This window comes from Phyllobacterium sp. A18/5-2 (assembly GCF_025452215.1).
GTDB lineage: Bacteria > Pseudomonadota > Alphaproteobacteria > Rhizobiales > Rhizobiaceae > Phyllobacterium > Phyllobacterium sophorae.
The window spans coordinates 1,129,003-1,155,842 of record NZ_CP104967.1; the positions used below are offsets into that span (position 1 = coordinate 1,129,003).

Consider the following 26,840-nt stretch of genomic DNA (forward strand, 5'->3'; position numbering starts at 1 on the left):
ACTTGAACTTTGGCTGACCGGGCTGTTTGGGTCCCCCACGACCCCTGCCGACCGGTGGACTTGCCGACACTGGTAGAATACCTCCAATTTGGCAAAACGACATCGGACCAAAGGCCTAACGGTAACAACCAAAAGGCCTATAGCCGCTTGTGTGTGATGTAAATGCCTGCCTCTTTGGCAGCTTCGATGAAGGCGTCCCGGCAAGCTGTGCAAGGGACCTTTTCATCCCAAGCCTCCAAGCACGCTTGCCGAGCGGCCTTGTATTTGTCTCCTGTCTGCGCAAGCCAATGCCCCAACGAGCCACAGCGCTACTGGGCCAGGTGTTCTCGTCCACCTTCGTAACCCACGATAGGCGCGAAAGGTGTCATAGCAAGACGCGAGTGGGCAGGATACAGGCGCTCTCAGCAAAGTTCGTGAGGAAGGACTCGGCAGGAGCACCTCTGCCCAAATCATCACTTCATGCGTTTCGAGCACGATCTGCAGATATTCTATCCCCTCACACTCTGCAGGGAGCGCAGGGGCAATCGAGATTTCGTTGACAAGCTCCTTTACCCGGATGCTGTCATCCCAAGATGGCCCGGCCTTCTTGTAGGCCCGGCGACCAATCCACTTGATGGCAGCGGCTTCGCCGCGCACGGTTTCAACAAGATCGCCGATTTTGAGATCCTCAATGCGCGCCTCGCCTTGCGGTGTCCTGATGGAGGTGCCACGGAGGAAACAATTGTGGCCGCGTCCCTTGTTACCGCCTCTGGGGCCGACGCCATCGTCTGCGGGGCTGTTCCCAGACGCTAATTGGAGCGCCACCGCAACATGCAAGGCGATGGCGGTCGTTTGCAGCATTGCACAGCGGGTCCCCATGCTCGTTGGCAAGACCCAGCGGTTTAAGAGCGGTGTCAAGTTTGAAGGACACGTTGCCCGAAAGGGCCAAGTCCTTCCTCCCTTTGAAGTACTATGATTGCATTGCAGAATGACTACTGTGCCTTGCTATCGGTGTCGAGCAGGTCTGAGGGCAATGCATAATATATCGCGGACCGCTCTGTCTTCCTTGACGGGGTGCGGAAAAAGTCAACTTCTACAATTTGAGGCGGCTGGCATAATCGGGAGAAAAACGGATTATGTTCTTGAAGACGCGGATAGGATTCTGCGTTGCACTTGCCTTGCATGAAGCGGGCATACCCTTGGACACATTAGCCAAAGCCATTCGAAACAAGGTATTCGCGCTGGACTTTGCTGCGCAGATTATGTTCGACCCGGTCTACCTGTCGACGACATCGATGGCGAGGGAGCTCGACGGTTCGGATGTCACTCCTATAGCACTGAACAATTTGAGGGCTGCGGCCGGTCTTCCTCGCTTGTCAACAGAGCAGGTTCTGCGCGAGGACGATGTCGAGTTGCTTAAGCTTATTGTTGAATGCCGCCGACTGGGCATTTCCGACCTGGCAATGACGCGAGTATTGCGGGCCTTTGGACAATCTACATACCGCGTTGTGGAAACAATGCGCGATTTGTTCCGCAGTGAAGTCGAGGAGAGAATGCTGAATGCTGGAATTCCACACGCTCAGATGCTTGGCGCTGCAGCTGCCAAGCGACTCGAGCTACAGCGGATAGGGTTTAGAGTGTTATTTATGCTCCAGCGTCGCCTGCTAGAAGAGTCGGTCTTCGATAACATTGTCTCACGTATTCAAGACGCTCTTTGCGAGAGCGGTTTGGAGACAGGGCCCGATGTCGATTTACCAACCGTTGCTTTCGCTGATCTCTGTGGTTTCACTGAATTGACACACGAACTTGGCGACAAGACAGCCGCCGAACAGTCAGCTCGCTTTGAGGCCTTTGCACAGCAGATTGTCTCTCATGTTGGGGGTAGATTGGTTAAGGTCCTCGGAGACGGCGTGATGGTACTTTTCCCAGAGCCAACAGCAGCGCTGACCGCCTGTCTTACATTGGTGGAATCGGCCGAAGAGCACGGTCTCCTGCCGGTGCGCGTTGGCTTGGTCACAGGCCAGGTTGTGCCGCGAGACGGTGACATTTTCGGCCAGACGGTGAATTTGGCCGCGCGGATTACCAGCGTCGCAAACCCCGCACAAGTGGTCGTTTCCGAAAGTGCTATGGCAGCGGTCGCTACCAGCAATCCGGAAATGTTTAGTTTCGCGGCCTTGGAACCCACCGTTCTAAAGGGTCTGCCAGGTCGCTTTTGCTTGTTCTCGGCCGACATCGCCTCGTCATACGAATCGTGAGCGGAGGAATGCTGGAGTAAATCGAAACGGGTGGCCCCGCGATAGCCATCGCTTCGGCCGGCCGTTTTCTTCAGTAGGTGCTCGGCGGCTTCATAGACGGATGTTGTGTGTGACTTGGCGCTCTGAAGGACTGATACGATTATGTCTTCCATGGGGCCTATAGCAGCACAGTGGCGGACTCCACTCCATTAAATTTGCTAGTGGTTAAAAAAGGCAGAGCGGTCTGGCCAAGTCGTTTGCAATGAAGCGCGGGAATGGTTCCTTGCTGGGCGCTAATCCCTTCTAATGATCTGCCCATCGTGCATTTCGCCGGTATCGCCGCCTTGGGCGATGAAATCCGTTTCAAGTTCGGCCCAGGTTCCCAAATATTCATCGCAGACACTGCAATGGATTCGCGTGCGGTAAGTCACATTTTGCGTGAGCGTAAGGTAGATGGTGTCGCACTTGCGACAGGCGAGCTTGCTGTCTAAGCGTTTGGGAGTGGTACTGCTCATGGTTGCCTCGCCGTGGCACGGAGCAACATCTTTCATGATGCACAGCCGTCGAGGCAATTGCTTGCTTGTGCATCGTGCAAACCCTGATCGAAGAGCGTCATTACCCTGCGGGCAAGACGGTCAGCGTATTGATACTTGGCGGGCCCCGAGCTGTTTGGATGCCAAAAGCTACGCATGTTGGATTAGGTTCCAGTCCTGGCTTGAATAATAAAGCTTTTGAGTAGGTGACGACCCATGGTGTCCTCCCGCAATATGGCGAAGCCCATAGGATGTCTCAAGCGCCGGTGTGCCGTTAACTAGGTCCAACGACAGAATTATTAAAAAACTCATCTTGACTGGATTCCATTTCAAGTGGCTCGCGTCCTCAAGCTCTAGCCTTAAGCGACGCTGGGATTATAGGACGCGATGACCGACAGAAGTGTTCTATCTGACGCACAGGATCATCGACCGGCCGCCACCCTGTAGCTTCGAGTTTGGCAGACGAGGCCACCAGGTCGCGGCCTAGCCTTTTCCTGCGCTCGCCTTGACCAGTTAGCGTTGCGGAGAAATCCAATAGCACCGCGGGGACGGCAAACAACAATTCGTGTCGGCCCATGCCACGCCGCATGGCCGCCACGATATCTCCGATGGTTACCGGACGCCGGTCCGCCACGATGAAAGTCTCGCCGTCCGTATTTGGCTTTTTGAGGCTGTGAAGGATCGCCGCACAAAGAGCGCCACGGTCGAGAAGTGATCTCTTGCCCGGCAGCGACTTCAGCGGGAGCAAGATGGGCAGCGCCGCAAGGCGCATCAGCTTCGCAAGATTACCTGTTGCGTTTGGGCCGTAAACAAGAACCGGCCGTAGGATGGTGTAGTTGCGGCGAGGCATGCTAGCGGCGATCTCTGCCTCCGCGGCGAGCTTTGTCTGCCCGTAAAACTCTGTCGGCTGTGGCGGATCACTTTCCCGTAGAACGCCGTCGAATACACTGCCGCACTGCGCCCGGATTGATGAGGTGAAGACGAACTTTCCGTTGATCTTTTTGTGCGCGGCCTTGGCCAGCTTTGCCGTCAAAACACAATTGGCAAGATAATACTCGTCGTCCGATACCGCTCGTTTGGCGTGATGAATAGCTGCCAGGTGGACGACATGATCAACGCCATCCAGGAGGGCTTCAAATGCGCTTTCGGGCGCATTCGCGTCCGGCAAGTATACGGATGGCGAACCGCTGCTTACAGATCTTCGCGACGCGCTGACGATATAGTAACCAGCAGCTTCGAGTTGTCTAACCAGTTCGCTGCCGATAAAGCCTGACGCCCCGGTTATGAGTACGACTTCCCGGTTTCGCGTGATGTTATTTCCGGGTAATCGGTCTTGAATTGTATCGTGCAAAAGTGAGGTGGCCATGTGTTTTGTCTTCTCTGTTACCCCCAAAGCGCCTCGATGCTGCCGTGACAAAGAAGGAACGCTGTTCCAAAGGGCTGGCTGTGGAGAACATTTAATAATTTGAGATGGATATGGACCAAAGGTCCATTAGTCTCCCAGCGAAAAAGCACTCAAGACGTCAGACGCTGCGATGAACTCGTATTAAATCCGCCAACAAAGTTTTTACCATGGCCGAAGCGAGGTGCTGGCCCAAAGCCCGATCAGCACGGAGTGATTTCTCGATGATGGCTGACCGGGCTTTTTGGGCTCTCCTTGCCGGCGGGACGAGCCGGCACCGGAAGAATACCTCCAATCCCGGAAAACGACATCGGACCAAAGGCCTAACGGTAACAACCAAAAGGCCTATAGCCGCTTGTGTGTGATGTAAATGCCTGCCTCTTTGGCTGCTTCGATGAGGGCGTCCCGGCGGGCCGTGCAAGTGATCTTTTCATCCCAGCCTCCAAGTATGCTTGCCGAGCGCCTTGTATTTCTCCTGTCTGCACAGGCCAATGCACAACGAGCCACAGCGCTGCTACGCCAATGGACTTGATGTCTTTCGTCTTACCAAGCTCAGTTGTGATGTTCACGCGGGGAATAGAAACACGCGCACGCCGATAAACGCCCAGCCCAGCGCTCCGTTCACTCGTGATCAGGCGGACATAGCGTTTGAGGATGACTGTATTGCAAAAGATGCCCAGTTGGGCGAGCGGCCCTCCATGAATCCGCAAAGAAAGAATTCAACTTAATACTGGCGCGCACAGGGCCCCGCCTGTGAGCCGTAAGCCAGACGGCTTGTCAGACTTTGGTCCGACAATAGTGCGCCAAAGGTCTTACCCTTGATTGGACTGAAGTCCGGGTACGGAACTAGGCATTCCGTTTTGGCGTTTTTCCCTTAGGTTTGCCGCTTAAGTGACTCGTGTGAAACAGTTTTTATCCATTTCGGCAGGGAGGAACCAGTGACCCTCAAGGTGTCGGCCGCCAATTCAAATCGTGCTCCGCCAATCACCAAGCCGGGGCTGCTCGGTTTATTGAGATCTGGTTGGAAAACGGGGATTGTTTCTGTTGGGTTTGAAAAACCATCACTATCGGTAAAGATGAAATTCTTGGTCGTTTTGCTTGTGGCCGGGACGATTGCCGTCGCTAGTGCGCTTGCAAAGGACGCGAAAATCACCAACCGACAGGAGTTTGCGGAATTGGCGACCGTTGCGAATATGTTCGAGGTCCAGTCGAGCCAACTCGCCCTGAAATACGCAGTCGACGCAACGACCAGAGAATTCGCGAAGCATATGATAGCGGATCATTCCAGGTCCGGCGAAGACATCAAAGCTGCCGGCGAAGCCGATAAAGTTGCAATACCGACACAGCTTGATGACCATCATCAGGCAATAGTGGATGCACTTGCAGTGGCGAAAGGGTCGGACTTCGATAAGGCGTACCTGTCGCAGCAACTGGAGGCGCATCAAACAAGCCTAGCTCTTTTTTCGGTATATTGCACGAGCGGGGAGGAGGGAGAGCTGAAAAAGTTCGCAGCAAGAGCGCTACCTACTCTGACCCAACACCTTGCCGACGTGAGAAATCTGAACTGAAGGCTCGCTTATCGCCTGACCCAGATGCAAAGGTACAAACTAGTGGTTGCGAGTGATCTGGGTCGTATGCCGTGCGCTACGCTATCGCTGGTTGTGTTTTTGCCGATGCCAAATTCCAGGCCGTGCATATTGCCGCGCAGGCGCTCGCAACATTGACAAAGTGCCGGCGCCAACTGCTGAGATCGTCTTCAAACGCCGGATCTATTATTCTCTGACTTTTTCACTTACCGAGGGGATTAAAGAGAGCTCGCATGGAAGAGAGGCCAACCGTAACGGACGGCACTGCCAGGACCGAAGGGCACGATGAACCAAGGTCTAACGAGAAGCGACATGCCGCGTCCGGTGGTGCGGCGTTCGCGCGGACGGGAACAGCGCTTGCCGAACTCGGCGAGGCACTGCGGCACGACTTGTCTACCACGTCGCGTCTGGCGGCCAAAAAGCTCCGAGCAGCCGGCAGCGGGGCTGTGTCTCGGCTACGGGACATCGATTTTCAAGCCGCGAAGATTAGAGCCGCCGAGACGGCGGCCTGCTCGGCGGCAGTTTGGTCGCGTGTGAAGCTTTGGCGTTTGCGCTCGACCGATGAGCGAGCTGTCGGAAAGAAGCAGTTTCGCTGGCGGGCGCTTGGCTTGCTGAGCGCAGTAACGGCTGGCGCATGTCTTGTGTTCGTCGTTATCCTCTTTTCCTGGGCATTAAGCGACGTGCCATGGGAAGAAATAGCGGAGGGCTCGCTGAAGCCGGTGGTATTGCTCGAAACGGTGGATGGCAAACCGCTGGTAAGACAGGGACCGATCCAGGGACCCTTTGCGGCGAGAGAAGAGTTTCCCCGTCATCTAATCGATGCGGTGCTCACCAGTGAGGATCGGCGTTTCTACGACCATTCGGGTATCGATCTGAAGGGCATTCTTCGCGCCTCGTTTAGGAACGTCCGCGCCGGCGAGGTCGTCCAGGGCGGCAGCACAATCACGCAGCAACTTATTAAGATTCTTTACCTCGAACAGGACCGGACCTGGAAGCGGAAAATCCAGGAGGCGGTGATCGCATTCTGGCTGGAAAAGAAGCTAGGCAAGGACGAAATCCTTACGCGGTATCTCAACAATATCTATCTCGGCGCAGGCGCAACCGGCGTTCCTGCGGCGTCCCGCATCTATTTCGACAAGGAGGTGCGAGACCTCAACCTCGGTGAATCAGCCATGCTTGCAGGCATCATCCGGGCGCCATCACAGCTCAATCCAATTAGCAATCCAGAGGGCGCTCGTCGACAGGCGAGCCTCGTGCTCGACGCGATGGTCAAGCGCGGCAAGTCCACCGCCGACCAAGCAAAGGTCGCGACTGCAGAATTTACTGAACTTCATCCGACCAAACCCGCGGCAAGGTCGGGAGGTTGGTTTTCGGACTGGGTGATGCAGGAGGCGCGCGAGCTTGCCGGCCCCTATCGAGGCACAATAAAAATCAGAACCACGATGGTGCGGCGGCTGCAGGTCATTGCCGAAAAGGTAGTGGCCGAAGCGCTCAAACAGGAAGGTGCGGCAGCGGGCGCATCGCAGGCTGCCTTGATTGCAATGACGCCCGAAGGCGCCGTGGTGGCCATGGTTGGCGGGGGAGACTACGCCAAGAGTCCGTTCAATCGCGCGACGACAGCCATGCGACAACCCGGCTCAGCCTTCAAGCTGTTCGTCTACTATGCCGCGCTGAAGGCAGGCCTGACGCCTGGCGACTGGGTCGAGGACGCCCCTATTGAGTTGAACGGATGGTCTCCCGAAAACTACGGCGGAGGCTATCGCGGACGCGTTACCATTGCGGAGGCATTCGCACGGTCATTGAACGCGGCGACGGTGGCGCTTGCTATGGAGATTGGGATCGACCGGGTCATTGCTGCTGCGCGCGAACTTGGAATCTACGCAAAGCTGGCACAGACACCAAGTTTGGCACTTGGGTCTTCGGAAGTGAACCTGCTCGACCTTACCAGCGCCTATGCTTCGATCAGAGCAGGCATCGCCCCGGTCGACCCGTGGGGGTCCTGTCCTTCCATGCCGACGGCCAGCGCGCCTTCCGCGTCGGGCCGCCAAAGCAGCCGACGGCAGATATTCGCCAGTACCAGCCGGACATGGTTGCTCTGCTGAGGCTCGTTGTCGAACGAGGGACGGGCCGCGAAGCTGATCTCGGAGCCCTTTCGGCAGGCAAGACCGGCACCAGCCAAAACCATCGTGACGCCTGGTTTGTCGGCTTCACCGAGCCGCTGGTGGTGGGCGTGTGGGTAGGCAATGACGACGAGACACCGATGAACGAGGTGACGGGTGGCAAGCTGCCGGCCAGGATCTGGCGAAATTTCATGCGCGCCGCTGCTGCCGGGCCTGCCGACAGTGCGCGAGACAGCGGAACTGATTTGACCGATAGTTCTTCCGCCGATGGCACGGAAGCACCCGCGACCTGCAATTTTCGAGCCTGTGCGGGTGCTTATCGCTCATTTCGCCCTGCCGACTGTACATTCCAGCCCTACCATGGGGCGCGTAGATTTTGTGAGAAATAGCTCGCTTGCTTGGGAAACCCCCGATTCGGGTGAGAGTCGAATATTTTCGGCGAGTGCTCAGTGAGTTTTGCAAAATCTGGCATTTGGAGACTGCCGGTGCCACTCGATTGCATCAGCTGGCTTCCGAAGCCGTCGTGATCGGAATTTTCAACCGCACGTATATTATAGCTTCCGACCGTATACAAAGGTCGCGACAGCTTGCGATCGTCAACAATGACAGCCGGGCTGTGAATTGGCGTCCGGATGCGCCCTTGCGGGCAACCGCTGCGAGCGACTGACCAAGCTGCACTCTGGAAAGCATGCCGATAAACCGCAGCCCTGCTCACCGTTCCTTTCATCCGGTCGACATAGCGTTGCGTGGGCATGAAACCACTGCGTGAGAAGGTTGCTGCCGTTTAGCGGTCAAACGATCGCAATCTTGATTGATCAGCTGTTGTCGCAGTTCGATTGATAATTGTGCGGCCTTTAGCGTCCTTCATAACGTAGCGTCCATCCTTGATGCGTTCACTCATTCCGTTCCGGTGCCGAACCTCCATTGTGGAACCGTCGATCGCGACAGCTTTCGGCAGGGTTAGACTGATCAACTACCCCGCCCCGAACATTGCCGCTGTTGCCAGCACTGTTGTTTTTGCCGCCCTTGTCTCCGCTTTTACCGCCGCCATTGCCACTGTTGCCGCTGCTGTCGCCATTGCCTCCTGCATTACCGCCATTATTGCCACCACCATTGCCATTGTTGCCGCCACCGCTGCCTCCGCCCTTGCCGGCATCTTTTCCCCACGCCGTCTGTGCATGCAGCTCAAGGAAGTGATTTCCGAACGTGACTTTAAAAGGCGCTGCACCGAGGGCCAGCGCCAGGACCGCGCTGCAAAGAACGGGAACCACCTTGACATGGGCAAGCATCGTGCCTCCTGTAAAAATTAGTCTGGTGCGCGCCAAGCCGCCGGTTGGGGTTATTGCGAGAGCTCCAGACCGCTGATGCAGCGCAATCAAACTTTGGTCTGGACTGAACAGCCATAAGTCTAGCGGCTTAGGGGACTGGAGCGCAATAATCCACGCGTTTACCGAAAGGCCTGTAACGACCTGGACATGAAGAAGTTTGGCTTGACCGCGCCAGTGCCATTGATAAAGCGGCCAAGCCGAGGCTGAAGCAAAGTTGTCAGCCTATTCCAATGCTATTGTCGATTGACCAGTCGTCGTCCTCACGCCGACCAACTACTTTCAAAGGGCCATCACTTCGACATATAAACCACCTTGCGGTCCTTCATCGTGACGATAACCGGCTGCTTATCCACATGGATATAGCCGTAGTCCGGACTGTCGGGAATCGGCACCAGCTTGACGTCCTCTGAAACAGCCGCGCCCACCGCAACATCACCCTTGATAACTACAGGATCGATGGGGTGCGCGATGACGTAATCGCGGGCCGGCTGGGGTACTTCAATCACAACCGCGTCCTGCGCGAAGGCGCTTCCTGAGGCTGCCAGCATAACGGCCATGGCGAGCAAAATCCGTCTCATTGTTACTCTCCCTTGGAGAGTCTTTCCCTTCGGCTACCAGAATTCGTGGCAAATAGGTTTGTTCCCCGAGTGAGCACTCGCAAGGACATTTTCAGACCTTTGTCGTGCCCCAATCAAACTTAAGGCCGATCTTCTAGACGGGCTAAAGTCTAGGCGTCCTCGGACTGAAGCCCAAAACCCAAACCTGCAACCTCCATGGCGTTTGCCATTCAGCTTCGCCGTTCGCGAAAAGGTCGTGGGTAGCGGGCCATTGCCGCAGATCGTGAGGTAGTTCGGGTCTCCGATCCCAATATGCCACAAGGCGATTGTTCCTGATGGTGATTCAGCGCGCATGGAGGATCATGTTCATGATGCCGATGATATAGGCGAGTCGCTTTTTTTTGCGAAAGCATCGGGCGCCTTCGCTGTCCTTCTGCCGATATATCGGGGCAGTGGGTTAGCGAGGCAATGATACTCTTCGCACGCCACCGTCTATGCCCCCGAGGTGCGACGAGCCGTTTGTCGCGTTGGCGATGTAATTCGTCCAACGTTTTAGTGATCGTCTAAATACCGACGCTTCATTCAGCCCTTTATTGCAAAAGAATAATCCCAGTGTCATTTTTCGATTATGGGATATGGGAGGAGCGATGTGCCTGGGTTTATTGATCATACGTCGAATTTGGTGCGTAGCCTCGGTTGGGTTAAAACGGCAGGAATTTTCTTTAGGCGAGCATTGAAAATCAACGCGGCAACTAAAGTTGGTCCACATAAACTTCAGCTGCGTTGCCGCGACTCTGATCTTTTCGTGTACGGACAGGTCTTCGGCGCCGAAGAATACTCTGTAGGAAAGCGGAATGAACGTGCGCTAAAAGATTTCATTGCAAGATCCGTTGGTGGCGGGAAAACCCCTATTATAATCGATGGCGGCGGAAACGTTGGCTATAGTGCGGTATACTTTGCCACAACATATCCCGAAGCACAGGTTATAACTATTGAACCTGATCCGGTAACTTTCGCCCTAATGAAAAGCAACTGCTCGGCCTTCAAGAATGTCGTGCCTATCCACGGCGCGATATGGACTCATCAAAACGGCGTCCATCTCGGTAATACTGCCCAAGCATCTTGGGCTAGAACAGTTGAAGACGAAGGAAAAACACCTTCTTTCACGATCGAAGCCCTAGTCTCCAAGATCCCAAATGCGGACCCTTTGATCCTCAAACTGGATATCGAAGGTGCCGAGGCGGAGGTTCTTCGAAGTTCTGCAGCGGTCGTCAGGAGATTCCCCTGTATTCTTATCGAGCCGCACGATTTTATGGTCCCTGGGAAGAACACAATTTCCGGCCTGTTCTCTACGCTTGCTGACAGACAAATTGACACCCTAATAAGGGGCGAAAACTTGATGTTTTTTGATACACAGGTTCTCAGGATTGGCTTGATTGCATAATATGAACTTGCGAGCACCAAGGCCCTTTGGGCGGCGATATAGCGCTGCTGTCGACATCGCCGACGAAGTCTCCGCCATCCTCGCCCGTCTGGAAACCTCAGGCGGCATGTCGCGCAACGAGATTGCCGAATGCGCGCGTCTGTCGAAGCCCACCGTCTGGCGTCTCGCGGCCGGCGACGTGCGCAAGCCGACCTAGGAGCGTCGTCAAGGTCGAGCGGCTTCACTGCCCAGGGTGGGCGGACCGTCGTCTCTGAAGACGGTCAATCGGTAACAGCCTCGAATTCGATAGCTGGACATCGGAGGAATTCCGCCGAGGTCTCCTTTGCCGGGCGGTCGTATTGCACTCATATTGAGACGGCCTGCCTCTTCGCCAGACAGAGGAATTCATAGGGTCGATACTTGATCTTTTGGGACTGCGCCGCAGTGTTTGCGACACACCCGCTCGAAGATGGCCGCAAGAAGCCGCTGGCGGTCGCGTTGGACATTGATCGTTCAGTCGTTGGCACGAGCCGGCTTTTGCTGGTAGACGTGAATGTAGTCGACGAGCAAAAAGGACGGGTTCGGCGTTTCATCGATCGGCCAGCCTGATCCGAGAGCAAGATTTACCAAGGGATAGAACGGCATGTGAAACTCCTTCGGCGTCTGGAAACTCCATATGGATTTGCGATCAAGGTAAATGGTCGTCCTCTCCGGAGTGATCTCCACACCGTAGGTATGGTATTCGTTGCTCAAGGTTCCGTCCTCAACCGTGGTCCATTTGCCGTCTGTGGAATTTTCGCCACCTTGGCTGGCGCGCCAGATATGATAGCCGCTACTGAATTCCCACGGCACCCGGCCGTAGTATTCCACTACATCGATCTCTGCGGTGTACTTCGAGCGGTCGACCCCGATCAGCCAAAAGGCTGGCCAGACTCCTTTACCGGGGGGCAACTTCATCCGTGCCTCGAAGTATCCGAATTCTTGCGAGAATCCCTGCCCTTTCGCGTTCGTCGACGCCAAGAGGCCCGAACGCCAGGTTCCATCGGGTCCCTTACGCGCCTCGATGCGCAAGATCCCTCCCTCGACGGTGAAGGGAAACCCCTCGGTCGGGTCGGTAAAACGTGCGTCACCAAAATCTCCGTTCCAGGGTGTGTGGGCAATCCACCGCGAGCCGTTCTCCCCCCAGGCCGAGACATCCAGCTTGTCGAAGTTCTCCTCGAACGTCATGTGGAACCCGTCAATATTGATCTGCCCTTGAGCCCAGCAGGGCTGGTGCAGCAATCCTGCCAAACCAAAGACAATGAGCATAATGAATCTCTTAGCAAATGGGGAGCAATGCATTCTGCTTCTCCGGAAATGTCATTGTTTTCAAAGGTCGCTTGCTGCGTGAAGAGTACGCCGGCGATCCGCGTTTTCAGGAGAAAGTTCTTTCCAGGTGCGTTGGCTCGTGATTCGGAGCATCGAGCTCGCCGATGAGCCCTGTTTTCGGAATGATTTCCACGATGAATTCCCTGCCGTCGGGCAACATCGTACTCGCGCTAACCAAGGCCCGCTGGACGCGAGCAAACATGTCAACGAGGCACCGCCCCAGGCGATAACCTCACCGCCATGGAAGCTTCGAACGCTCGAACGATAGAAAGGGAATTCCTCGACAACCGAAATCGCTACCTTAGCGGCTGTGTAATCTCCTGTGTGTATAGCTCCATCCATGCGCATTACTCCCAAAATAAACTGGTTGGCTATAGTAGATGCTGCAGTGCATCATTCATATTGCTCCAGTTTGAGAGGCAAATAATTGCATACCGAAAAAACATCGACAAATGAAATCGTTAAATAAAAATGATAAACAATATCGTTTTTGAGTCGTCTCCGTAAATCGATTTCCCCACGCGTCTTCGATGCGTAGCAACATTCCAATTGACGGCTTCTTCTACTTACCTATCTAATCAATTAGGTCGAACTCTGACGCCGCGATAGTCTAAGATTGATCTCTGGCGGCGTCTTATTAGCATAAAATTTTGTTAATTATTATGACCTCGGTCACAGACAACCTGGTTAAAGGGCACTACCAAACTTTAGTTGGGTCCTAACCGAAATGTTGGGAGACGACCGATGACGTGGAAAGCACAGGGTATTGAAGTTAACGAGATCCTGGTCGGGCGTCGAGAAGTCCGCGCAAAGCGGTGATCTGCGTGTGTGCCGACCTTATGTGATCGGCAGATCGTCGAAGCGCGCGGTAGACCTTTTGATAGCGGCCACCCGCTTTTTGCTGCTCTCCCCGCTTGTCCACGGCAATCGGCAAGCATTACTGCTGAGAAACCTATGATCAGCGCTTCCTACCATGCGATTGCTGGCCATCGAGCTCCGATCTGCGTCCCGCCTGTCGGACGGCTGATCGGCTGGCAAAAGCTCAGACCTTCATGCGTTCGCGAAATTGGTGCAAGTGGCTCCTTCGTCGGAGAGAGTGTTCAGGAAAAACTATGACCTACAGTGCTTCCGTCGCCAGCATTTCACATTACATCAAGGCTCGACTACGCCGGTCTCTAAAGGCCAAGCAGGTGAAGTATGACCTGTTGCGCCCAGAGCTCAAGTGCGCCCGCCACGTCGTCATATGCGTCATCCGGGACGAGGGGTATCGGTTGGCATTCTTTCTACAGTATTATCGCGATATTGGCTTTGAACACTTTATTTGCATCGATAACGGGTCGACCGACGGTACGGCCGAACAGTTGTCCCGCTTCGATGACGTGTCCCTCCTTTCAGCCAGCGGGTCCTACAAGGCAGCCAGGTTCGGAAACGACTGGATCAACGAAGTCATCGGCCGGTATTGCCAAGGGAAATGGGTCCTTTATGTCGATGCCGATGAATTTCTGGTTTACCCGCATTGCGATACCCAGCCGATCAGTCAATTGACCGCCTACATGGATTCTGTGGGCAGTCGTTCGCTGCGATCGGTAATGGTCGATATGTATAGCCATCACCCTATTGTTGAAAACGTATGCGAGCCCGGACAGAACCCGCTCGCGGTTTGCAACCTCTTCGACCGTTCGGGCTACGTGTCACATTTCGACAAACGCAATCGGACGATATGGATCAAGGGTGGAGTCCGCGGGCGTGTCTACTTCCAAGGCCATATCTGGGATGGTCCGGCGCTCAACAAGATACCCCTGGTCTACGTGGTGGGGGAATGCCTGTTCCTCAAGTCATCGCATCAGGTTTGGCCGCTGTCCCTGAATTTAGGTGATATGCGTGGGGCCCTCAGCGTATCGGGCGCCCTTTTGCATTTCAAGTTTCTATCCACCTTCGTTCATAAGGTCCGATCCCCATACACAGAAGAATACACTTTATATTCTTCCGGCAAGGACACACATAATTTCTTGTACGATGATACGGGTGTTTACAAAAACTGGAAAGATCTATCTGATCATGGCCTTATACAAGGTGAGGGTTGGAAATACTGGAAGAACGTTTCTGACTGTGAAATCTAGTGATTAATCGAGGCTAAAGATCTTGCCCGCCCGATGTGCTTTGATTCAGCGCCCATTGAAAATAGGGCGTCTTCCTAGCAAATCGCCAATAAATTTTTACTCCTTCGCCACGACTGTTGATCCAGTACGTGGTTTCGCCAGATTTCACTCAGAAATTCCTCTTCGTTCAGCGCAATAACCGCGGTCGATTCTCCAATATATCGGCGCCGACTTGCAGGCTAGGAACAATGAAAATTCTCGGGCGGGCGCCGCTCTACAGCATGTTGGTGCATGTCTATGGGCAAGCCTATCTTCTCGCCGATCAGCTAGCAGCAACTATTGATTCGGTGCTTTCGTGCACCCTGATGCAGGCGTGATTGAGCGGCGCCTCACTCCCTTCGAATAATCTGGCCGTCATGTATTTCGAATACACCGTTGTTGGGACGCGACTCACTGTGGCGAGATCCGATTTCGGATCGATTTGGCCAATGCCATTCGCTTTCTCAAATCTGATTATGGCCTCGTCAATTTCCTGCATGAACGCCATCTGCTTCTCTAAGAAACCGATGCGCTGAGAAAACCTTGTGAGCGCCTGCGTGAGATCATCCACCTGGGCTGACGCCTCTTCTGTTTCGCCCTCGTTCTGCATATTTTCGAACGAAAATGCAGCATTGACTGCAGCGTCTTCATACCGGCGGCGAAAGCCATCGCGCTCTCGCTCTGCCTCAACAACCGCATCCCTTATCGCCCGTTTGATGCTTTGGAGACGTGTGGCATCTGATTGCCGATCCCTTTCGGGATTTCTTGTCCGGAAGCTAAATAGCGCCATCTCTCCCCCAATTTCCTAGAACGCTGGAGCGCCCCAACGACCTGAATCAGCCATCCAGGAGAAGAGCAGCCATGGCGTTTCTGGATCGATTCAATGGTTGTTTCCAGTCGCAATCCTGTCAAGTCACATAACGGAACCCGCTTTTTGCCATCCGCAATTCGATTTACTGGATTCACCGTCAGAAACGTTCCTCCAGTATTTCCAACCTTCACCTTGTATAAGACCGCTGAGCCCGTTTGACACGTGGGTGGAGGAGGGGGCTGAAGGCAGGAAACGCCGATTATAGCACTTGAATCACATTACTGTCCGGGTGGAGCAACGATCGGTCATACGACGTAATCGCCGACCAGCAGGTTCTGGATTCGCGTGTTGGAACTGTCCTTTTGGAGCGCGTGTTTGAAGCGCTCCCGAATCGAGCGATACTTATATAGGACCATGCGGTCGAGCGTTATTCCGCGGTACAACACGTTGTATAACGGGTGCGATTTGCGCAAGTCGACATAAACCTGGCTTTCTGCATGGCCCCATGGAAAGAAGGTCCCGTGCCACGGCTTCGGATGTGCCATATAATGCACGATGGCTAAAGACGACATATTCACAAGATGAAGAAATTGCTTCGGAAAGTTCCAGCGGTTCGACATTAGAATAAGCGAGGAGCCGCCGACACAGTTCAGGGCCCCTTGATCATGTTTGCCCTCACAGGCCTCTGGATGTTTCATAAAAAGTTCCAATGCCTCCGGCCCAATCCAGCCGTCACGGTGAAACTTTAGGACACCCGCATTAAAATAGTGGCTGTCTACTCCGGTGTGGAGGAAGCCATCGATGGACGTAAAATCACGCGCCGCAAAAAACTTTCCCTCTGGGGCGACGGCGTGTTCGAGATCAAACAAATCGCCGACGATCTGTGTGTCCCCATCGAGGTATATAATTTGGGTATATTGGGAAGGCAGGACTTCGCAAAGGACCAGTTTCGCCATCGTGCTAACGCTGATCCGCCCCTGGAAAAACGAGCCATCGAGTTTGCCGAGTGAGTCCTGCAATGCCGCTTTCGCGTCGGCCAGTTCGACACCACTATTGGCGAGAAGGCCTTGCAGTTCTCCAAAATTATCGATCTGTTCTGACATGAGGATGCAAACGTCGGTCGCTGCACTGGTGAGTTTTCGAGCTTGAAGCGCCGAAAGAATAGTTGGAAATGAATACTCAACATCTGTAACATAAACGATACATTGATTATTCATGTCACCACCCGTTTGATCGTTTTTCGCTGGAAACGTACTTGATTGAACCCATTGCTATACCGTCGTATCGAGACGGGCCGTCATCGTTTTTCAATTGTGCAATCGCGTCTTGGTTGACGAGGACTTTTCGGCGTTTAATTATGGATTGCTCTGAAGGGCCCTTTACTATCGTCGGGCCGCAGTCCCGCATCGCTACAGTGCGAAGGTTGGCGAAAATGCAAGGGGAGGGATGATGACACTGGTGAGCGGCACTATCATCGTTATGGTGATTTCGATCGCGGCCGGAAGTACCATCCCTGTTTGGGGTTTCGCAATCTTCGCGTTTGTCGTGGCAACTGGCTGGGGCGCATTGTCCTTGGTCGAGGGCTCTTCCCTGGTTGCAGCGGCGCTCTCTACTATTGGTATACTGGTGCTCATGGAGGTCTGTTATCTGGTAGGTGTCTTCCTGTTCGGACTTTGGCGTCGGGCTCGCAAGCTTCCGAAAAATGGTTCGGTAGCTGACCGCGCGCCGGCGACAAACAAGCATCGCCAAAGTTGAAGTCAACGTGGAAGCTGCGACGCATTTTGTTCCAATTGGCTTTCCAGGATTACTTTCGCCGGCCAACCAATCATGTTTTGCGATCCTTGACGAACCCAGCTTGGCAATAGGGAACATCATCGGGCGGTAAGCATCGGCGATGCCTCCAACGCATGCGGACTTACACACGAGCCGGTCGCATGCCGCGGCACGCCGTTTGGGTCGGCCAAACAACCTGTGGCCAGCCCCGCCGTAATGCTGAACAGCAAGCCCAGATCGGTACTGCTGCCAGAGATCGTGGCCGAAGCGATCTGGGCAATCGACGAAAACACTGCGGCAATTCCGATCGCCCGGTCCTGTTGAGAGCTTGATATGTGCCGACGGCCGGCTGTCAAGAGGCTGTACAGGAAGACGGCAAAAAGCGCAGTGCCGACCAATCCCACATTGGACAGCAATGCAGCAATGAAACTCGACGACCGAACTGTGCCGAGCCCCGCGCCGAAAGTGGCGGTCTCAATGAATGAGATGAGCGCCAGAGTATTCCACGCGGTGCGTTCTTCCCCGGATTGAGACTGGAGCTTGTCTGCGAAGGTGATGCTTATGAGGTCCGTGACGGAATCCCAGGCATTTGGGATCAACATGAGCGTGACGACCGTGCAGGGAACAATGAAGAGGGCGACCACCAGGAAAGTCGAATATGGGGCCGTGGCCCGGCCACCAAGCAGACGTTTCAGGCTGAACAGCACGAGGATTAAGAGAACGAACAGGCCAGCAATGTATGCCGTTGTTGATGTGCATAGCGCAATTGTAATCCCGATAGATGCTGTAGCCAGACCCACCAAGCGGCTTGGAAAGCGTTCTAACCAAAGCAGTAAAGTGAACGAAAAGAAAGCCAATGCGGCGGATCCATACGAGCTTGCTTCCGGAAAGGAACCGACTATGCGTTTGAAGCCGCTAATGGTCTCGGCCGTGTGCATTGTGTAGTTAGCGTTGCGGATGAAATCGAGTAGGTGGGACTGGCCGGTCAGAAACGTTCCAACATCTAGAAGCGCGATGCCGAGGCATGCCATGGCCGTCAAGATCAGTGTTCGAGCGATTGAGTGAGAGTGCCCGAGCCGAGCGAGCCCGCCGATGACGGCAAAGCAGGCAAGGTCGCCGAGTATATAGACGGCCTGCGTGAAATTGGACGAACCCGGAGACAGCGGAGAAGCCACTGTCGACATTGTTCCCGATATGTCGCGGGCCGACGAGTAAACGAGCGTCGCCCCTGCAAAGATGCGGGGCAGAAAGAAAGCCGATACGGCAGAAAATAGGATGTAGACGGCAAACCAGAAGCCGGGGCTCGGATATGCAATGCTTAACAACGCCGCCTGGGTTTCAATGGGGCGAAGCAAGGCGGTCGCCACAAGGAAAAGCACCATAAGATGACCAGGTTGGATGCTACCGCCCCCAAATGATGGCAGCTGGAGTGCCGCCGCCGCTCCGAAAAGCGTCGACAAACAAAATGTCCTGATCGCAAAGCGCGCTCCGTAGACGACACTGAGCGCGCCTAACAGGAGAACAATATAGCCTATCGGTTCTATTCTCATGCTCACATCCCAATCTTAACGGCAACGGCAGGGCTGGTCCGCAATGCACGTCGGTATCGGCCCCCTTCGCCGGCTTCCCTGAAGCTCGAGCAGAAAAGCCAAGTCATTGCCGCCCGCCGCCGGAAATTATCGTCATCAATCATGGCCTCCGCCTCCTGCGCTCATGCTCGAGATCTTGTGTGGGGAGGGTGAGGAACCCTGTCCGGTTAGATTAGGTGACAGGGCTGGCGATGCCGGGGATTGCGGCAGTAGAGAGGACGCTTGAGCGTCCGCGTCGGCACCGATCTCGATAAGATCGTGCGGCATCAAGGCGGTCGTCTCATTCGCTTCAAAGTTGCGATAGGTTCCGTCGTCACTGCGGCGCACGATCTTGAAGGATTTTTGTGTCCTTCCCAGATTAGTCCTTTCCGTCCCAATATGGGCCAGTTCAGCGCTATAGCCCGCGTGCTCGCCAAGCAGTTGCGCCACCTGCATCTCGACAGCCGCCTTGGCGATAGCCAGCTCCGTCGCATTCAGCAGCTGCTGGTTCTCGGCGTTTTGCTTGTTGATGATCCCGGCCTTTTCGCGCTCGCTGTCACTGAGGGCCTGACGGGCCTTGGTGAGGGCGATTTCCAGATCGAGCATGCCACTTTGAGCGTCCGCCAACGCACGATCCAGCGAAAATTGGCGTGCATTGTTCGATAAACCTTTGCTCGCAAGGCTTTTTACGGCGTCCAGCTCTTCCTGTGCAAGGGCGATCTGTCGCGTTTGCGAGCTGATCTTAGCTTCGAGTGACTGGATTTCCTGGCTATAGAGGCGGCTGAGATCATCGGCTGCTGCCACCTGGCTCTCGGATTCGACGCGTCGCAGCCGCATCAGGTTGAACTCCTCCGCCTTCAATTTCTCCACACCTGGCGTCCCCACAAGTTCAGCAGGAATCGCGAAGTCGGGTTCGCTGGCAATCTCGGCGCGCAGTCGCGCCTGCTGCATTAACAGGTCACGCCGACCGAGTCTGGCCGTACGATAGGCACCAGCAGCTTGGATACGATCGCGCTCGAAGTAGGCCGCATTCCCCTCGCTTGCCCGCAGGAAACCGCCTGCGATGCTCACCGCCTTCATAACGGTCATGTTCGCTTGGAAAGGATAGCGCCCCGGTGTCTGCACGGTTCCGGTGACGAAAATTGGCGCGTGCTCGGCAACCTCCACTGCGACAAATGGTTTTCCCGGCAGTTCGGCCTTCTCGGCTATTGCGCCGGCAATGGCGTCGGCGATTTGCTCGGTCGTCTTGCCAGTCGCCTTTATCTGACCCGCGATCGGGATTGATAGATTGCCCGTATCATCGACAGCATATGTCCCTTCGAGCGCTTCCCAACCCGCGTATTTTGTATCGGACGATCGCCATTCGACAACGCGCAACTTTATCTTGTCGTCGGTGACGAGCGTATACATTTCGGCGTGGGCCACTGTCGCGTATGTCATGCAAGCGAACACAAGCAAAACAAGCCCGGCCAATGCGAGACGGTCAGACAAAATCTGAATTATCGAATTTGCCAGCCAGGACGTTGTGTCGCTGTGTCTCGCGTGTCGACACGGTTGCCTGTTGAGCTCGAGCAAAGTTATTCGCTGCATGGCGTCTGTTACCTCCGCTTTGTTGCGCTGGATGGTGAACACATTTCGCGATTTGATGGATTGCCGATTTCGAGGATGCGGGATGGAGATGCGCGACCCTTGAGAAGATCAGCAAGTGCCAGCATGTTGCCGCCAAAACGTCCCCATCGATCGATGGAGCGGTCGCTGAGCAACACGCCAACAGCGTTCGCCGAGATGTTGCGGCCAATTTGTGCAATCGCTCGCGGCTTCGACATTGTGCCCTTCCTGATTAAGTGCGCTGGATTGGCGACCTGCGAATAGCCAAGCCTTCGACCAGGCTGACGACCGGATTTGATGCCCAGATGAACGCCGCACGCCCCGGCGACACGGACGGATCTTCCGTAACGTGCGATGGATCTGCTGAAGTCGACATCCTCGAGCCAGCCATGAAGTGGAAGCTGTTCGTCAAAGGCGAGGCCATGCTCTTTAACGGCCTGAAGGCGGACCACCATGTTGCATCCGTAGGCGTTATAGACCTCCGTCACCAACTCGGTCCGTTCGCCGACGGCCGCGATCACTTCCAGGGCGTCGGACATGGTAAGGCCCCCGCCAAGGATGCCGTCGGCTAGCACCTCGCCGGTGGCGATTGTCACGTCTGGTTCGCGCGCAAAGATTGCCTCCATACGTGGTATGAAGTTCGGGGCTGGAATGAAGTCGTCGTCCAGAAAGATCAAAATATCCGTATTCAGGACCGCCGCCCGAAGAATTCTGTTGCGCTGGCAAGTCAAGCCTCGGGGACCGATGATGAGTTCCGCGCCGGGAAGATCAGCCAGGCCGGCGGCATCTTCAACGTCAGGCACACAGACGAAGATCCGTTCTGGGCGGTTTTGCAAGCCAGTAAGGTATCCGACCGTTTCCAGCAAAGTTGCAGGGCGACCTGCCGAGGCGATGCCAATGGCAGTCCTAAACGCGCGGCCGGCCCGCACCGCCGCTCCAGCCACGATGGTCTCAAATGGAGCCGCTTGGCTGGGGATCTGTGAAAAAACCTCGGTCATGACTGCATTCTCAGCGGTGCTTTGTTAATGACGGCGCCGAGAACCTCCACGCCGACATTGCGCAACTCGTCGATGACCCTGACGGCCTCGTCAATTGAGGTGTGTCCATGCCTAGTGACCACGAGGACACCATCTAGCTCTGGTGCGATCGCATTCGCATCCGGCGATTCTGAGATCGGAGAAATGTCAACGAATACAGCATCATAGTTTTTCTTCAGGTCGTCAAAATTCAACTGCGTGCGTCGAGAGCTCAAGCGAATGGCCGGCGTTACCCCGCGCATTCTCCCGAGGGGAAGAAATTTCAGCGTCGGGGTGATGGGCAACGCCGCCGCGTCGAGCAGATGTGCATTATCGAGAACATCGATAAGACCCACCGAGCTGTGAGGCGCAATCGAACGGCTGAGGGACGATTTCTCCGCAGCAGCATCGATCAGAAGTGTGCGAGAACCCGACTCGGCGGTTAGAACCGCAAGCTCGCAAGCTATTGTCGACGCTCCGCTCCCGGGATTGATGGCGACGATCCCAATGATGACCATCTTCCGTTTTCGCCGAACTCCCGCGATCATTGTGCTCAATTCCGCCATGCCGGGTATAATCGGATAGGTGGCGGTACTGCCGCTGCCTGCCTCGGCTGCCAAGAACCAGGCAGTCCGTCCATTCCGAGACTTTTCTGATCTCCCCAATGACGTGACGAAGGGCAAGCCAGTCGCCTCTGCAAACCGTTGAGCGCGAACGATGCGGCGGTCGCCGGCGTGCCGGATCATGGCAAGCATGACTCCAGCACTCGCTCCCACCACTGTAGCAAAGGCAACTATCAGTCCGCTGCGGGGCCGTGCCTTCGAAAGTGGCGACGTGGCTGGCGATACAATCGTGGCATCGGATACAGGATAGGATATGCGCTGCTTAGCCTCGGTAAACTGGGTGAGGGTATTTTCGTAGAGAGTGCGGCGGGCGGCCGCAGCACTTTGCAATTCCACCAGCTTAAACTGATCACGCGGGTTGCTCTTGAATGAGGCTAAATCGTTGGCAGCGTCAGTTAGTCCGCGCTGTTGCTCGATTAAGAATTTTTCCAACCACTCGCTATATTGCCGAGCGGCCTGGGCTTTCATTAAGATATTTTTTCGGATGTATTCCTTGGCCATGGTATCGGCAATGGCGACCGCCTTCTTGGGGCTGGATGCGGCTGCCGATATCTCGAGGATTGTCGAGCGCCCAATCCGACGCAATGCTACTATGTTTCGCAACCTGGCCACGACCCGGTCGGACCTATTCGGCATTTCTGTAAGCGATGCGGACTGGCCGGTAACTATATTTGGCGATGTGCCAACCACCTGTTGCGACCGTACCGTCCCTTCCGCTACTGATTCTGGCACCGCTGCTCCCGTCACTTCGTCCGACTCCGCAGGATGTGGCAAAGTCCCCATCAGCCAATCTTTGGTCGTTTCAAGTAGCGATGGCGCGTTGTGCGCAAATGCAGGGTCGCTGACGAGATCCAGCGCACTTGCGGTCTCACTGAAGACATCGCTGGATTTGGCAATTTCCAATTGCGCCTCCAGAAATGTGTCTTCCGCGAACGCCCGCTGCGATTCAGAACCGTTCACCTGGGGAAAGACCAAAAGTTGAGTACTAGCGACGAAAGTCGGCTCTGTGGTTAGAACATAGAACCCGGCCACTGCGAGAAAGGCGCTGGTCGTAGCGACAATCCACTGCCAGCGCATTCTCAGAAAAAATCGCACCTCCCGCAGGGTCAGCGGGGAACTCCCACCCGTCGTTGCGGCAGGCAGGGATATGGATGAAACACCGCTGAAGGTGTGACTGGTGGTCATTCCATTCTACTCCAAATGGCTGGAACGAGGGTCGGCCATATGCTCGTAACTTGAGTTGAAGCGGTAGGAAGAAGGGCCGTTTGGTTCAGGACACGGATAGAGACCATTCCATCGGATCCTGGCTAGTACGAGCCACGGTGCGAAAACAGGACGGGAATAGTCTTCGCCATGATGACAAAATCCCGGGCTAGCGACCAGTTGTGGAGGTATTGAACATCCAGAGAAACCCGTCGCTGGTAGCTGACATCATTGCGTCCACTTGTCTGCCAGGCACCCGTCAGGCCCGGACGACCAGCCATGTAGGTCGAAATATACTCCCCATAGAGGGGCAGTTCCTCAGCGGTGATTGGCCGTGGACCCACGACACTCATTTCGCCGCGCACGATATTGATCAGCTGCGGAAGCTCGTCGATGCTAGATTTTCTGAGAATCTCGCCGACGACCGTGACCCTGGGATCGTTCTTTAGCTTTCGAGTTGCCTCCCATTCTATTCTTGCAGCCCGATTGGCTTGCAGTAAATTCGCCAGCTGAGCGCTGGTGTCAGTCTTCATCGTGCGGAACTTGAGACATCCAAAGGCAACACCACCAAGGCCAACCCGAGTATGGGAATAGAAGACGGGGCCTCCATCCGCGAGCTTCACGATAATTGCGACGATCAGCAGAAGTGGCGAGAGGAGGACCAAAGCGCTGGTCGCTATCAAGAGGTCTACCGCACGCTTTGACGATCTACCGATCGGATAAGGTCGGGACGCTCGCAAGTCACCGCTTTTCGCAGTCTTCGCGGCAGCTTGACCAGGCCTTGCCAACTTCAACACGCTGTGCTTGCCACGTCATCGGTCGTCTCCCAGATTTATCCGGTTAGAACCCACCAAGTTTGATGTACTGCAATCGGGTTGTCTGTGACCAAGGTCATAATCACTAATAAAAATTCATGTTAATAAGGCAACGCAGTGCATGTTTAGAGCTGAAGACGATTGAAAATCAGTTGGTGTTTAGCTCTAAAGGTCTATGTGATAAATAATTCGGTTTAGATGGAGTGGGCCCCTGTTGGAGATACAGAGGTAATTCAATGACTGTTGCAAAAAGTTGTTTTTCACGTTGGGATTAGCTGGAAGTATATTAATAAATGCTTTGTAGTGTAAGGAAAGATACTTGGCTCTAACAGAGCAATGTAACTGATGCGGTGCAGCATGCACTATGGCGATCCAGCTATTGCGGAGGTATGCGCATGGACGGAACAACGCACACACAAGATTACAAAGTCAGTGTCGCCAAGGCAGTCAGTTCGATTGTCGGGGGCACTATCCGGAGTGGCATTGGATCGGTTGATGAATTCCCCTTTAGCGCGGCGAGCATTCGAAGCTTCCGCCGCGGTGAGGCTATCACGGGAGTGGATGTCTTCGCTGACATGTTTGCTCGCGTGCAGCGGGGCTGGTCAGCGCCAGGACGATCTTGCCTGGCGGCAGGGAATTCATAGTTGAGATTATTCCCAAAGCAGGCCTCATCGGCGAGCTCGAGGTCTTGCACGGGCAGATTTTGGACCTTGAGTACCGTGCCAGTTCCGATTGCGAACTGCATTTTTTCGAAGGCCGCTTGTTGCGTGAAAACTGCGCCAATGATCCGCGCTTTCAGGCGCAACTCTTTTCAAGGGCGTTGGCGCGGGTTTCGGAACTCGAGTTCCGTATCATTGCAAACGCCGGGTCCTGCTTGCAGGCCCGGTTGGCCAGCACGCTCTTGCGTCTCTCTATGGTCTACGCAAGGGAGACCAGCAATCCTGACGAACTGGTCATTTCGCAACATGAGTTGGCCGCAACACTTCCGGCGTGTCGAGAGAAGGTGAATCAGTGTCTACGGCACATGCGGGCGCGTAAAGTGATCGACGGAAAGCAAGGCAAGATTCACATTCTCAACCGCAAAGCGTTGGAGGCGTATGCCCACGGCGCGGCTTCGGTGTAGTGATGTGCGCCATGACTCCCGACCCTGTCCTATTTGGCGCAAGTATGAACCGTTATCCCGACAGATCGAAGCAGCTCATAAAGGGTAGTGTTCAGTTTGGCGGTCACACTATGGGAGGTACGTCAGGATTAACAGAAAGGCTTGCGACCTGGTGGCACCTGGTTACGCGACTTGCGGTCATTCCGTTGTGTTTTCGCGACTTGAAGTCATCCCGTCGGGCCTCCGATGAGCCTGTGATTGGAGAAACCCAATGAGCGCTGCGAGCCGAGACAGTCTTGATCGAAATCGGCCAGCCGAGGCGATCGTGCTGCCGCGGCAGTCCGGCAGGTGCCAGAAGACACCACGAAATGCCATATATGGTTCAACAATCGATCGGGTAGTGATCATCGATGATTACACGTCGGCCAGAGGCGGCGCGACAACGTTATCGCTACTGTCTGCAAAGCTATTTCGGGATCTCAACATCCCGGTAACCTACATTTGCGGTGACGACGGCGCGAATGCGGAGCTCGCCGGACTCGGGGTTTCCATTGTGCCGCTCAACAGCCACGACCTGATCAACGCCGGCCGTGCAAAGGCCTTTGTTGCGGGCATTTACAATGTCTTCGCCGTTCGAATGATCGCGACATGGGTCCGTGCAAACGACACGCCAAACACAGCTTATCATGTCCATGGCTGGTCCAAGATTCTTTCTCCTGCGATATTCAAGGCACTGATGCCCGTCGCCAGACGATGTGTGGTTCATGCGCATGATTTCTTCTTGGCTTGCCCCAATGGAGCCTTTTTTGACTATCAGGCACAAGAGATCTGTTTTCGGCCTCCGCTCGGAGTGAGTTGCATCGCGACCGCCTGCGATAAGAGAAGCTATTCGCATAAGTTGTGGCGGGCAGCCCGCGGCTCCAATGTGTTCCGCCATTTGAAGAATCAGACTGATTTCGGCAGAATTATCCTGCTGCACGAGAAGATGGCGAGCTTCTTCCTTTGTGCTGGCTATCAGCGCGAACGCCTCACGACGATCCGAAATCCCATCTCTCCGCTGTCCATCAAACGTGTTGAGGCGGAAGCCAACGACGAATTCGTCTTCATAGGACGGTTGGACGAGGAGAAGGGCGTCGAAGACGCCGTGGCCGCCACGCGCAGAGCTGGCGGAAGGCTCTGTGTGATTGGGGACGGGCCGCTGAAGGAGCGCGTCGTGGCATCTGGAGATCACGTGAGGGCCTTGGGCTGGCAGTCGCATACGGAGATTGGCCTGACCATTCGTCACGCGAGCGCGCTGCTAATGCCATCGCGCTATCCTGAGCCGTTCGGCCTTGTCGCGCTTGAAGCGGCCGGGAGTGGCATCCCGGTTATCATGTCCCGCAACGCTTTTCTCGCGGAAGAGATGGAGGGGGCCGGGATGGCTCTAACCTGCGACACGATGGACGAGCGCGCCTTTGCCGACACGTTGACAACATTCCGGAAGATGCCGAAACGCGAAGTTCGCTTGATGAGCGAGCGCGCTTTCCGGCTGTCGCCGAATCTCGCGTCAACGCATGAAGAATGGCGCGACGCGCTCCTCGCACAATACCACAGTCTGATTTCGACAGGTGTGTTGCCTAAACCCTCGGATGCGGTGCTTACATGAGGAGTTCG

At 55.0% G+C, this 26,840-nt stretch carries 21 protein-coding genes and 3 pseudogenes; 9 read left to right on the forward strand and 15 right to left on the reverse strand.

Annotated features, from left to right (window positions below; all coding sequences use genetic code 11):
• Positions 1-137 precede the first annotated feature (137 nt).
• Both N8E89_RS29570 and N8E89_RS24130 read right to left on the reverse strand, forming a co-directional pair.
• Positions 138-296 (reverse strand): DUF982 domain-containing protein, encoded by a 159-nt coding sequence (locus N8E89_RS29570; protein WP_410010410.1) that lies wholly within the window; start codon positions 294-296, stop codon positions 138-140.
• Positions 223-858 (reverse strand): Hint domain-containing protein, encoded by a 636-nt coding sequence (locus tag N8E89_RS24130; protein ID WP_315975705.1) that lies wholly within the window; start codon positions 856-858, stop codon positions 223-225. The genes N8E89_RS29570 and N8E89_RS24130 overlap by 74 nt, the downstream gene beginning before the upstream one ends.
• 257 nt (positions 859-1,115) lie before the next feature.
• On the opposite strand from N8E89_RS24130, the gene N8E89_RS24135 reads away from it, so the two are divergent.
• On the forward strand, positions 1,116-2,234 hold the full coding sequence (locus N8E89_RS24135) for an adenylate/guanylate cyclase domain-containing protein (protein ID WP_262262357.1): 1,119 nt from the start codon (positions 1,116-1,118) through the stop codon (positions 2,232-2,234).
• A 272-nt stretch (positions 2,235-2,506) separates the two neighbouring features.
• Here N8E89_RS24135 and N8E89_RS24140 read toward each other — a convergent pair whose 3' ends face one another.
• Positions 2,507-2,764 (reverse strand): hypothetical protein, encoded by a 258-nt coding sequence (locus N8E89_RS24140; protein ID WP_262262358.1) that lies wholly within the window; start codon positions 2,762-2,764, stop codon positions 2,507-2,509.
• Between the two features lie 328 nt (positions 2,765-3,092).
• Complete coding sequence (locus N8E89_RS24145; protein WP_262262359.1) at positions 3,093-4,112, reverse strand: NAD-dependent epimerase/dehydratase family protein; 1,020 nt, start codon at positions 4,110-4,112, stop codon at positions 3,093-3,095.
• Between the two features lie 974 nt (positions 4,113-5,086).
• On the opposite strand from N8E89_RS24145, the gene N8E89_RS24150 reads away from it, so the two are divergent.
• Positions 5,087-5,716 carry a DUF4142 domain-containing protein gene (locus N8E89_RS24150; RefSeq protein ID WP_262262360.1) on the forward strand — a complete coding sequence of 210 codons (630 nt, stop codon included), beginning with the start codon at positions 5,087-5,089 and terminating at the stop codon, positions 5,714-5,716.
• Positions 5,717-5,967: 251 nt separating this feature from the next.
• Positions 5,968-8,243: pseudogene (locus N8E89_RS24155) on the forward strand (PBP1A family penicillin-binding protein).
• Positions 8,244-8,747: 504 nt separating this feature from the next.
• Here N8E89_RS24155 and N8E89_RS24160 read toward each other — a convergent pair.
• On the reverse strand, positions 8,748-9,143 hold the full coding sequence (locus N8E89_RS24160) for a hypothetical protein (protein ID WP_262262361.1): 396 nt from the start codon (positions 9,141-9,143) through the stop codon (positions 8,748-8,750).
• Between the two features lie 329 nt (positions 9,144-9,472).
• Positions 9,473-9,760: a DUF1236 domain-containing protein gene (locus N8E89_RS24165; protein ID WP_262262362.1), complete on the reverse strand. Its 288-nt coding sequence runs from the start codon at positions 9,758-9,760 to the stop codon at positions 9,473-9,475.
• Between the two features lie 628 nt (positions 9,761-10,388).
• On the opposite strand from N8E89_RS24165, the gene N8E89_RS24170 reads away from it, so the two are divergent.
• Both N8E89_RS24170 and N8E89_RS24175 read left to right on the forward strand, forming a co-directional pair.
• Positions 10,389-11,183, forward strand: coding sequence for an FkbM family methyltransferase (locus tag N8E89_RS24170; protein WP_262262363.1), 795 nt, complete (start codon positions 10,389-10,391; stop codon positions 11,181-11,183).
• The gene (locus tag N8E89_RS24175) at positions 11,176-11,379 is read left to right on the forward strand and encodes a hypothetical protein (RefSeq protein ID WP_262262364.1); all 204 of its coding nucleotides are present in this window, start codon (positions 11,176-11,178) and stop codon (positions 11,377-11,379) included. Before N8E89_RS24170 ends, N8E89_RS24175 begins: the two co-directional genes overlap by 8 nt.
• Before the next feature lie 296 nt (positions 11,380-11,675).
• On the opposite strand, the gene N8E89_RS24180 is transcribed toward N8E89_RS24175, so the two are convergent.
• Both N8E89_RS24180 and N8E89_RS24185 read right to left on the reverse strand, forming a co-directional pair.
• Positions 11,676-12,503: a glycoside hydrolase family 16 protein gene (locus N8E89_RS24180; RefSeq protein ID WP_410010411.1), complete on the reverse strand. Its 828-nt coding sequence runs from the start codon at positions 12,501-12,503 to the stop codon at positions 11,676-11,678.
• Positions 12,504-12,591: 88 nt separating this feature from the next.
• Positions 12,592-12,878, reverse strand: a pseudogene (locus N8E89_RS24185) (Crp/Fnr family transcriptional regulator); the annotation flags it as partial.
• Positions 12,879-13,642: 764 nt separating this feature from the next.
• Here N8E89_RS24185 and N8E89_RS24190 point away from each other — a divergent pair.
• Entirely contained in the window at positions 13,643-14,650 is a 1,008-nt protein-coding gene (locus tag N8E89_RS24190; RefSeq protein ID WP_262262366.1) for a glycosyltransferase family 2 protein, read from the forward strand.
• A gap of 301 nt (positions 14,651-14,951) precedes the next feature.
• Here N8E89_RS24190 and N8E89_RS24195 read toward each other — a convergent pair whose 3' ends face one another.
• On the reverse strand, positions 14,952-15,458 hold the full coding sequence (locus tag N8E89_RS24195) for a hypothetical protein (protein ID WP_262262367.1): 507 nt from the start codon (positions 15,456-15,458) through the stop codon (positions 14,952-14,954).
• Positions 15,459-15,784: 326 nt separating this feature from the next.
• Positions 15,785-16,696 (reverse strand): glycosyltransferase family 8 protein, encoded by a 912-nt coding sequence (locus tag N8E89_RS24200; protein WP_262262368.1) that lies wholly within the window; start codon positions 16,694-16,696, stop codon positions 15,785-15,787.
• A gap of 232 nt (positions 16,697-16,928) precedes the next feature.
• On the opposite strand from N8E89_RS24200, the gene N8E89_RS24205 reads away from it, so the two are divergent.
• Positions 16,929-17,234, forward strand: a complete 306-nt coding sequence (locus tag N8E89_RS24205) for a hypothetical protein (RefSeq protein ID WP_262263318.1) — start codon at positions 16,929-16,931, stop codon at positions 17,232-17,234.
• Positions 17,235-17,350: 116 nt separating this feature from the next.
• Here the strand turns inward: N8E89_RS24205 and N8E89_RS24210 are convergent, their stop codons facing one another.
• The 5 genes from N8E89_RS24210 to N8E89_RS24230 form a co-directional block, all read right to left on the reverse strand.
• Positions 17,351-18,802 carry a hypothetical protein gene (locus N8E89_RS24210; RefSeq protein WP_262262369.1) on the reverse strand — a complete coding sequence of 484 codons (1,452 nt, stop codon included), beginning with the start codon at positions 18,800-18,802 and terminating at the stop codon, positions 17,351-17,353.
• 135 nt (positions 18,803-18,937) lie between these two features.
• A complete protein-coding gene (locus tag N8E89_RS24215) occupies positions 18,938-20,260 on the reverse strand; it encodes a polysaccharide biosynthesis/export family protein (RefSeq protein ID WP_262262370.1) in 1,323 nt (440 codons plus the stop codon).
• 158 nt (positions 20,261-20,418) lie between these two features.
• Entirely contained in the window at positions 20,419-21,426 is a 1,008-nt protein-coding gene (locus tag N8E89_RS24220) for a glycosyltransferase family 2 protein (protein WP_410010412.1), read from the reverse strand.
• The gene (locus N8E89_RS24225; protein WP_262262371.1) at positions 21,423-23,252 is read right to left on the reverse strand and encodes a GNVR domain-containing protein; all 1,830 of its coding nucleotides are present in this window, start codon (positions 23,250-23,252) and stop codon (positions 21,423-21,425) included. Before N8E89_RS24225 ends, N8E89_RS24220 begins: the two co-directional genes overlap by 4 nt.
• Before the next feature lie 122 nt (positions 23,253-23,374).
• Positions 23,375-24,058: a sugar transferase gene (locus N8E89_RS24230; protein ID WP_410010463.1), complete on the reverse strand. Its 684-nt coding sequence runs from the start codon at positions 24,056-24,058 to the stop codon at positions 23,375-23,377.
• A gap of 422 nt (positions 24,059-24,480) precedes the next feature.
• Between N8E89_RS24230 and N8E89_RS24235 the strand changes: the two are divergent.
• Together N8E89_RS24235 and N8E89_RS24240 are read left to right on the forward strand one after the other, a co-directional pair.
• Positions 24,481-25,208: pseudogene (locus tag N8E89_RS24235) on the forward strand (Crp/Fnr family transcriptional regulator).
• Positions 25,209-25,458: 250 nt separating this feature from the next.
• Entirely contained in the window at positions 25,459-26,832 is a 1,374-nt protein-coding gene (locus tag N8E89_RS24240; protein WP_262262373.1) for a glycosyltransferase family 4 protein, read from the forward strand.
• Positions 26,833-26,840: the final 8 nt, after the last annotated feature.